Genomic DNA, 8,896 nt, shown 5'->3' with positions numbered 1-8,896 from the left:
TGGCCGTCGTCGACGCCGCGGACGGCCGGGTGACCGCGTACTGCGTCGGCGGCCTGCTGCTGGACGTGCCCGCCACCTCGCTGCCCGGTCTGGTCGAGTGGACCCTGGCCGAGGCCCGGCTCGGCGCGCCCCGGCTGCACCGGCACGGCAAGGACGCCGATCCGCTGCTGGTGCTCACCGACGCGGCCGCCGCGCACTACGGCCTGCCGGACCGGCTCGGCGACGAAGAGCGGCGCGCCGGCCGGCTCCCCGGGGACCACCCGGCCGTACGGCAGCTGACCGGGGCCGACTGGCGGCTCACCCGGCGCGGTTTCGGCCCCTGGGCCCGCGTCTACCGCCCGGTGCGGGGCGGGGTCCGCGCCTGCGTGCAGCTGTGCGTCCTCGGCTGGAACGCCCTCGAACCCCGGTCCTGGGGCGACGCGGCACAACTGCCGCCGGCCGAACTGGCGCAGCTGCTCGGGACGTACGCGACCCGGGTGCTGACCCCGCGCGGTTCCACGGCCGTCACCGGCCTGGAGCTGATGACCGCGCTGCACCCGCCGACCCGCCCCGGCGCCCCCGACGCCGACGGCCGCCGCACCAGCGAGCACAACCCCGGGTCGCTCGGCAGCCGGCCGGTGGACTGCGCGCCGTGCGAGGCACCGGACGGGCATCCGCTCCTCGCCCGTCTGCCGCGCTTCCACCAGCGCACCCCGGACGAAGTCCTCGACGAGGAGGCGTACGACTGGGCGCGGCCGATGACCGACGGGGAATGCCTCCGCCGTTACGTCGTCGGCATCGACGTGAACCTCGCCTTCGCCGCCGCCGCGAACGGCACCACCGTCGGCCTGGGCCCGCCGGTGCACGTGCGGAACCCGGCGTTCGACGCGAAGACACCGGGCTCCTGGCTGGTGGACCTCTCGCACGTGGAGCTGGACCCCCGGCTGCCCAGCCCGTTCACCCCGACCGGGGAACGCCCGGCCGGCCCGGCCTGGTACGCCACGCCCACCGTCGCGTACGCCGTCGAACTCGGCCACCGGGTCGCCCCGCTGGAGGCGTATCTGCGGCCGGAGAGCGGCCGTTACCTGGACGCCTGGTACGGGCGGCTGCGCGACGCGTATCTCGCGACGATGGCGGACCTCGGCGTCACCGCCGGCCTGGCGCCGGAGGACTTCCTGCGCGCCATGGCCGGCCACCGGCAGACCGACCCGCGGGCGGCCCTCCTGCTGACCGCGATCAAGGCGACGGTGAAGGGCGGCATCGGCAAACTGCGGGAACGGGCGCACGGCGGCGGCTGGCGGCCCGGTCAGGCGTGGCCGGCTCTGTCCCGCCCGACGTGGCGCCCCGACATCCGCGCCGCCGTCATCGCCACCAGCCGGATCAACATGCACCGCAAGATGATGAAGGTCGCCGCCGCCGCGGACCTCTACCCGCTCGCGGTCGCGACCGACTGCGTCGTCTATCCCTCCGACGGGCCGTCACCGCTGGACTTCCTGCCGCACACGGCGGACGGCAAGCCGGTCCCCGGCACGTTCCGGCTCGGTGTCTCGCCCGGGATGGTCAAGCACGAGGGAACGCAGACGACCCTGTGGGCCGAGGCCCAGCTGGAGGAGTACGGGCCGGACGTCAACATCGCCCGGAGCATCAAGGACGGCGGCGCCCCCGCCGCCGACAGCGGGGAGTAGGCCGGCGTGGGCAAGCTCGGGGACAGCCTGGACCAGGCGGTGGAGGGGGCGTTCACCCGCCCCGTTCCCAAGTCGGCGCAGGCCAGGATGAAGTACCTGGTGAAGCAGTTGAAGGGCACCAGGGCGGCGGCCGGGGTGCTCGGGGTGTCGCAGCGTACGGTCGAGCGCTATGTCGCCGGCACGCTCAAGCGGCCCCGCAAGGACCTCGCGGCCAGGCTGGAGCGGGAGGTGCGGCGGCGCTGGCAGCCGCGCGTCCGCGAGCAGGCCAAGCGGCGCGCCGCCACCACGGACGGCCTGATCCTCGACACCCGCGCCCGCTTCGGCTACACCGCCGCCCCCGGCAGCACGGACGACGCCCGGCTGCGCCATCTCACACAGGCGCTGCCTCCGCAGTACGCCGCCCGGCTCTTCGAGGCCCGCGACCGGGGCGCGGACGAGCAGCAGTTGCTGGCCATCGCCGCCGAGGGGCTCCAGGAGATCTACTTCAAGGACCGCGGCCGGCGCGCCCGGGGACTGCTGGTGGAGTTCACCGACATCGACTACATCGACGTCGACCTGTAGCGGGGACGGCCCGCGCACGGACAGGACAGCCGTCCCGGGCCGAAGCACGACAGGCGCCCCACAGGCAGGCTCGTCGTCACTCGTTCACCGGTTGTCCTCGCCTCCTCGTACCGGCGCAGCGGCCCACCACAAGCCCCGACGGCCGCGCCGCTCCCGGGCGGAGACGTTCAGGGGGTGCTCTGGGACGCGACAGCCCGGTCGCAGACGAGTCGCATGAGTTCTCCGGCCCGCTCCAGGGAGTCGAGCCTGTGGGCGCCGTCGCCGGTCGGGCCGTAGTTCATGTCGATGAAGACCGCGCCCACCCGGGCCCGGATCTCGACGTGAGTCCCGTTCCGGTCCCTCGTGCCGCCGGTGACGGTGTAGCTGGTCGCGAAGCTCTCGTCACCGCACTTCGGCATCGCGATGCGCGTCTCTTCCGGATCGCTGGTTCCGACGCGCTTCAGCTCCTCCGCGTACCCGTCGGTCACCGTCCGGACGTCTCGGCACGCGGTCACCCGGTAGGTCACCGTGAGATGGCCCGAGTTCTCTTCCGGGTTGTCGTAGTTCGCGGTTCCCGCGTTGCAGCCCGTGTCCCCTTCGACGGGGAAACCGTTGCGCGCACTGCCGACCGCCCAGCCCGACGGCATGTCCTCCAGCGCGGGCACCACGTCCTTGGTCTCGGCCACGGTCAGCGCACGAGGCGCGACGGTCCGCTCCTTGCTGCCGCTGCTCGACGCCGGACCATCGTCACTGCCGACCGTCGCGGACCCGGAGCCATGGCTGCTGTCCGGGGAGTCGTCAGCGCCGAGGATGCTGCTCCCGCCGTGCACGGCGAGGACCATCACGGAGAGGACGACCAGCACGGCCAGTACCAGGGCCACCATGCCGGCCGCTGACGTCGGCTTCCTGAAGTTGATCGTTCCGCTGCCGACCAGGACCGGGATGTCGCCGCGCACTCGGCTGCGGTCGATGAACACACCGCCGGCGGCACGCGGTGCGTCCAGGTGAACCGTCAGCGCGTGCCGCAGGCGGGGATCGGCCTCGATCTCCTCCGTGAGAACCGCCGCTGCCCCAGCCTGCGCCTCGGGGGACGCCTCGGCCCCCTCGAGTTCCGTCAGTGCGGCCCGACCGCGGTCCGACGCACCCAGCCGGTCCCGTACGACCTGCGCGACGGCGGCCCCGGCCTGTTCGCCCACCCCGGTCGCGGTCCCTGTGAGCACAGCCGACAGGACCCCGACTGCGGCCGCGGCGAGTTCCCCCGCTCCCATGACACCCCCGAATCACACGGACACCGGGCAGCTGCCCCCGTTCCCGCATCATGACAGCGGGACACCGGAATGAATCCGGATTCGGCACCGATGGCCGGATGTCGCGCGGCATCCGCGAAGCGGCCCGGCCCGGGGCAGGATGCCCGCGCCCGCGCCCTCGCCGGTGGCGGGACGGCTGCCGGACGGGCACGTGTGAGAAGGAGACCCGCGTCGGAGCCCGCCCCGCGGACCGGCCGGCCGGGCCCGGCCGGCAACGCGTGAGTCACAGCGGGCCGGGGCGAGCGCGCGAGCGCCCCGGCAGCGGAGCGGGGGGAGCGNNNNCTCCCCCCGCTCCGGGTGTCCGCGCGGGTGCGGCGGTCAGTCGCCGACGTACGCCGCGAGGTGCTCACCGGTGAGGGTGGAGCGGGCGGCGACGAGGTCGGCGGGGGTGCCCTCGAAGACGACGCGGCCGCCGTCGTGGCCGGCGCCGGGGCCGAGGTCGATGATCCAGTCGGCGTGCGCCATGACCGCCTGGTGGTGCTCGACGACGATGACGGACTTGCCGGAGTCGACGAGCCGGTCCAGCAGCGCGAGCAACTGCTCGACGTCGGCGAGGTGGAGGCCGGTGGTCGGCTCGTCCAGGATGTAGACGCCGCCCTTCTCGCCCATGTGGACGGCCAGCTTGAGCCGCTGCCGCTCGCCGCCGGAGAGCGTGGTGAGCGGCTGGCCGAGCGTCAGATAGCCGAGCCCCACGTCGGCGAGCCGGCCGAGGATCTTGTGCGCGGCCGGGGTGCGTGCCTCACCGGCGGCGAAGAACTCCTCGGCCTCGGCCACCGACATCGCGAGCACCTCGCTGATGTCGCGGCCGCTGAGCCGGTGCTCCAGCACGGCCGCCTGGAACCGCTTCCCCTCGCACTCCTCGCAGGTGGTGGCGACACCGGCCATCATCGCCAGATCGGTGTAGATCACCCCGGCCCCGTTGCAGTCGGGGCAGGCGCCCTCGGAGTTGGCGCTGAACAGCGCCGGTTTCACCCCGTTGGCCTTCGCGAACGCCTTGCGGATCGGGTCGAGCATTCCGGTGTACGTCGCCGGGTTGCTGCGCCGGGAGCCGCGGATCGCGCCCTGGTCGATCGCCACCACACCCTCTTCGGCGGCCGCCGAAGAGGTGGCCAGCGAACCGTGCACCAGCGAACTCTTCCCGGAACCGGCGACTCCGGTGACGGCGACCAGCACCCCGAGCGGGATGTCGACATCGACGTCCCGCAGGTTGTGCTTCGTCGCGCCGCGGACCGGCAGGTGGCCGGCGGGGGTCCGTACCGTCTTCTTCAGCGCGGCGCGGTCGTCGAAGTGGCGGCCGGTGACGGTGCCTCCGGCCCGCAGGGCCTCGACGGTGCCCTCGAAGCAGACCGTGCCGCCCTCCGTCCCGGCGCCGGGGCCGAGGTCGACGACGTGGTCGGCGATCGCTATCACCTCGGGCTTGTGCTCGACGACGAGCACGGTGTTGCCCTTGTCGCGCAGCCGCAGCAGCAGGTCGTTCATCCGCTGGATGTCGTGCGGGTGCAGACCGATGGTCGGCTCGTCGAAGACGTACGTGACATCGGTCAGGGACGACCCGAGGTGGCGGATCATCTTGACGCGCTGCGCCTCGCCGCCCGACAGGGTGCCCGCCGGCCGGTCCAACGAGAGATAGCCGAGCCCGATCTCCACGAACGAGTCGAGGGTGCCGGCCAGCGACGTCAGCAGCGGCGCGACCGTGGCGTAGTCGCTCTTCGGGGAGCCCGCGGCAGGCTCGGCCAGCCCGCGCACCCAGCCGGCCAGATCGCTGATCTGCATCGCGCAGGCGTCGGCGATCCCGACACCCTCGATCTTCGAGGAGCGGGCGGCCTCGCTGAGCCGGGTGCCGTCGCACTCGGGGCACGTCCGGAAGGTGACAGCCCGCTCCACGAACGCCCGGATGTGCGGCTGCATCGCCTCCTTGTCCTTGGACAGGAACGACTTCTGGATCTTGGGGATCAGCCCTTCGTAGGTGAGGTTCACCCCGTTGACCTTCACCTTGACGGGCTCGCCGTGGAGGAAGTCGTGCAGTTCCTTCTCGGTGTACTCGCGGATCGGCTTGTGCGGGTCCACGAACCCCGACTGGGCGTAGACCTGCACGGTCCACTGGCTGTCCGACTTCCAGCCGGGGATCGTGAACGCGCCCTCGGCGAGCGACTTGGAGTCGTCGTAGAGCTGGCTGAGGTCGATGTCGGAGACCGTGCCCCGGCCCTCGCAGCGCGGGCACATGCCGCCGACCCGGTTGAAGGTCGCCTTGACCGCCTTCTTGGCGCCGCGCTCCACGGTGATCGCGCCGCTCGCCCGCACCGAGGGGACGTTGAAGGCGAACGCGCCGGGCGAGCCGATGTGCGGCTGCCCGAGCCGGCTGAAGAGGATGCGCAGCAGCGCGTTGGCGTCGGTGGCGGTGCCGACGGTGGAACGCGGGTCGGCGCCCATCCGCTGCTGGTCCACGATGATCGCGGTCGTCAGGCCGTCGAGCACGTCGACATCGGGCCGCGCCAGCGACGGCATGAAGCCCTGCACGAAGGCGCTGTAGGTCTCGTTGATCATCCGCTGGGACTCCGCGGCGACCGTGCCGAACACCAGCGAACTCTTGCCGGAGCCGGAGACGCCGGTGAACACCGTCAGCCGGCGTTTGGGGATCTCGACGCTGACGTCCTTGAGGTTGTTCACGCGCGCGCCGTGCACGCGGATCAGGTCGTGGCTGTCGGCGACGTGCGGCGCAGGCGACTGCGTGTCCGTCCTCGTGGCCATGCTCATGCTCTCTCCATCTGTCGGGCGGGACCGCCTGCGCGGTCCCGTCGCGTCGCCTGGCCCGGTCCCGAGGGCGCGAGCCGTACGTCTGGTGCTGCTCCGGCGGGTGCCGGTGCGGAGGGTTGCCGCCCGCGCCCGGTGCCGGTGCGCGGGCCGGGCTCACCGGTGGTGCAGCGGCCCGGGTACGGCACCGCCCGGGGCGGCGGGCGGCAGCCCGGCCGGTGCCTCCCCGCTGCTCCACGGGGCCGTCCGTACGGACGCCGGCGCCGACCGCCGCACGGTCGTATCAGCGCTGTTCCTGGATGCGGATCATGTTGCCCGCGGGATCGCGGAAGGCGCAGTCGCGGACGCCGTACGGCTGCTCGGTCGGCTCCTGGACGACTTCGGCGCCGCCGGCCTGCACCTTCTCGAAGGTGCCGTCGAGGTCGGCGGTGGCCAGCAGGATGCCGCCGTAGGTGCCCTTGGCCATCATCTCGGTGATGGTGCGGCGCTCTTCGTCGGTGACGCCGGGGTCGGCGGCCGGCGGGTGGAGCACGATGGACGTGCCGGGCCGGCCGGGAGGGCCGACGGTGATCCAGCGCATTCCGTCGTATCCGACGTCGTTGCGGACCTCGAAGCCGAGGATGTCGCGGTAGAAGCCCAGAGCCGCGTCCGGGTCGTCCTGCGGGAGGAAAGAGGCGTGAATGGTGATGTCCATGATGGTCAGGCTAGATCCGGCCCGACGGCCGCGCTTCTCGATTCCTGACCGGTCTGGTGACCTGTTTCGCCACACAGGACGGCATTCCCTCGGTCTCACCCGTCGCGCGGCGCCGGTAGGCGCTGGGCGGCATGCCGACCAGTTCGGTGAAGCGGGTGCTGAAGGTGCCCAGCGACGAGCAGCCGACCGTGAAGCAGACCTCGGTGACGCTGAGGTCGCCCCGGCGCAGCAGGGCCATGGCGCGTTCGATGCGGCGCGTCATGAGATAGCCGTACGGCGACTCCCCGTAGGCGAGCCGGAACTGGCGGCTGAGGTGGCCGGCCGACATGTTCACGCCACGGGCCAGCGCCTCGACGTCCAGCGGCTGTGCGTACTCCCGGTCGATCCGGTCGCGGACGCGGCGCAGCCGTGCGAGGTCGCTCAGGCGCTGTTCCGCGGGGGATCTCCGCTGCTCGCGGACGGTGGGGACAGGTCTGCTGGTCACCTTCGCGATGGTGCCACGTCCGGCCCGGCGCTGCCCAGCACTGCTGTGATTACGGCCCCCGCACAGCCGTCCCCCTGTAGGCGGCCGTCCGCCGGGGCGTGGCCCGTTCCGTGTCCCGGTGGCCCGTTCCCTGTCCGCGCCGTGCCGGCCGCCGCGGGCCCGCTCCGTGCCCGCACCGTTGCCGTGCCGCCACCGGCGGCTCTACCGTCACGGGGACCTCAGCTTCACCCCCCCACTCTCAGGCCTGTCATGTGCCTGATAAATCCGGAGAGGATGGCCACGGTGACATCTCACCCGCGCGCATCTCGCCGCCGCCGCGTCACAGCCTGGGCCGCCGGCCTGCTGACCGCCTGCGCCGCCGTCGTCGTACCCGTCACGGCCTCGGCGGAGACGGCGCCGGCTGCGGCGACACCCGTCGAGGAGCACGGGAAGCTGGCCGTGTGCGGCACCGCGCTCTGCGGCGAGGACGGCAGTCCCGTGCAGCTGCGCGGGATGAGCAGCCACGGCACCCAGTGGTTCGAGCACTGCCTGACCGACGCCTCCCTCGACGTCCTCGCCGGGGACTGGGGCGCGGACGTGCTGCGGGTCTCCACCTACGTCCAGGAGGAGGGGTACGAGACCGACCCCGAGCGCTTCACCGAGCTGGCCGGCCGCGTCATCGACCAGGCGACGGCCCGGGGCATGTACGTGATCGTGGACTGGCACATGCTCGACCCGGGCGACCCCAACGCCAACACCGAGCTGGCCAAGCGCTTCCTCACCGACATCACCGAGCGCCACGGCGACCAGGACAACGTTCTCTACGAGATAGCCAACGAACCGAACGGTGTGAGCTGGGACGGCATCAAGAGCTACGCCGAGGAGATCATCCCCGTCGTGCGGGCGGGCGACCCCGACGCCGTCGTGCTGGTCGGCACCCGCGCCTGGTCGTCGCTGGGCGTCTCGGAAGGCTCGGACGAGTCCGAGGTCGTGTCCGACCCGGTGGACGCGGAGAACGTGATGTACACGTTCCACTTCTACGCCGCCTCGCACGGGGACGAGTACCTGTCGGCCCTGTCCAGGGCGGCCGACCAGGTCCCGTTGTTCGTCACCGAGTTCGGCACCCAGGACTACAGCGGTGACGGGCCGAACGACTTCACCACGGCCCAGCGGTATCTCGACCTGATGGCCGAGAAGAACATCAGCTGGACCAACTGGAACTTCTCCGACGACTTCCGCAGCGGCGCGGTGTTCCAGCCCGGCACCTGCACGGACGGCACCTGGGCGGACCCGGGCGCGCTGAAGGAGGCCGGCACCTGGATCAAGGAGCGCATCGCCTGACCCGGGCCGGACTCGCGCCGCCCGCCAGCCCGTTGGCGCGCGGGCGGAGCCGGCGGCGGGAGGGAGACGGACGGTCCGTCCTCCCTCCCGCCCGGGCGGACAACACACCGCACCGGTTCCGGCGGACATACGGGAG

The 8,896-nt window shown here is 72.6% G+C and carries 7 protein-coding genes; 3 read left to right on the top strand and 4 right to left on the bottom strand.

All coding sequences use genetic code 11. The features are described from left to right. On the top strand, positions 1-1,664 hold a 1,664-nt coding region (gene tap, locus GCU69_RS32825), incomplete at its 5' end, for a telomere-associated protein Tap (protein ID WP_170315937.1). A gap of 6 nt (positions 1,665-1,670) precedes the next feature. Next, positions 1,671-2,225, top strand: coding sequence for a telomere-protecting terminal protein Tpg (tpg, locus tag GCU69_RS26240; RefSeq protein ID WP_098754981.1), 555 nt, complete (start codon positions 1,671-1,673; stop codon positions 2,223-2,225). 167 nt (positions 2,226-2,392) lie between these two features. Here tpg and GCU69_RS26235 read toward each other — a convergent pair whose 3' ends face one another. From GCU69_RS26235 to GCU69_RS26220, 4 genes are all read right to left on the bottom strand, one after another. Beyond that, entirely contained in the window at positions 2,393-3,424 is a 1,032-nt protein-coding gene (locus GCU69_RS26235) for a hypothetical protein (protein WP_143671255.1), read from the bottom strand. 405 nt (positions 3,425-3,829) lie between these two features. Further along, positions 3,830-6,265, bottom strand: coding sequence for an ATP-binding cassette domain-containing protein (locus tag GCU69_RS26230; RefSeq protein ID WP_176604657.1), 2,436 nt, complete (start codon positions 6,263-6,265; stop codon positions 3,830-3,832). A gap of 280 nt (positions 6,266-6,545) precedes the next feature. Continuing rightward, the gene (locus GCU69_RS26225; RefSeq protein ID WP_098754983.1) at positions 6,546-6,956 is read right to left on the bottom strand and encodes a VOC family protein; all 411 of its coding nucleotides are present in this window, start codon (positions 6,954-6,956) and stop codon (positions 6,546-6,548) included. Between the two features lie 10 nt (positions 6,957-6,966). Next, positions 6,967-7,440 (bottom strand): helix-turn-helix transcriptional regulator, encoded by a 474-nt coding sequence (locus GCU69_RS26220; RefSeq protein ID WP_098754984.1) that lies wholly within the window; start codon positions 7,438-7,440, stop codon positions 6,967-6,969. Between the two features lie 273 nt (positions 7,441-7,713). On the opposite strand from GCU69_RS26220, the gene GCU69_RS26215 reads away from it, so the two are divergent. Continuing rightward, complete coding sequence (locus GCU69_RS26215) at positions 7,714-8,760, top strand: glycoside hydrolase family 5 protein (protein ID WP_306474095.1); 1,047 nt, start codon at positions 7,714-7,716, stop codon at positions 8,758-8,760. Positions 8,761-8,896: the final 136 nt, after the last annotated feature.

It is taken from the genome of Streptomyces lycii (genome assembly GCF_009735685.1).
GTDB classification, from domain to species: Bacteria; Actinomycetota; Actinomycetes; order Streptomycetales; family Streptomycetaceae; genus Streptomyces; species Streptomyces lycii.
Note: the sequence above shows the minus strand (reverse complement) of the source record. Positions and strands in the feature narration are given on the sequence as shown.

What these genes read in the sequence shown, in the direction of transcription:
- GCU69_RS26230 (WP_176604657.1), bottom strand. Translation starts at nt 6,265, where the DNA reads ATGAGCATGGCCACGAGGACGGACACGCAGTCGCCTGCGCCGCACGTC.
- GCU69_RS26225 (WP_098754983.1), bottom strand. Translation starts at nt 6,956, where the DNA reads ATGGACATCACCATTCACGCCTCTTTCCTCCCGCAGGACGACCCGGAC.
- GCU69_RS26215 (WP_306474095.1), top strand. Translation starts at nt 7,714, where the DNA reads ATGGCCACGGTGACATCTCACCCGCGCGCATCTCGCCGCCGCCGCGTC.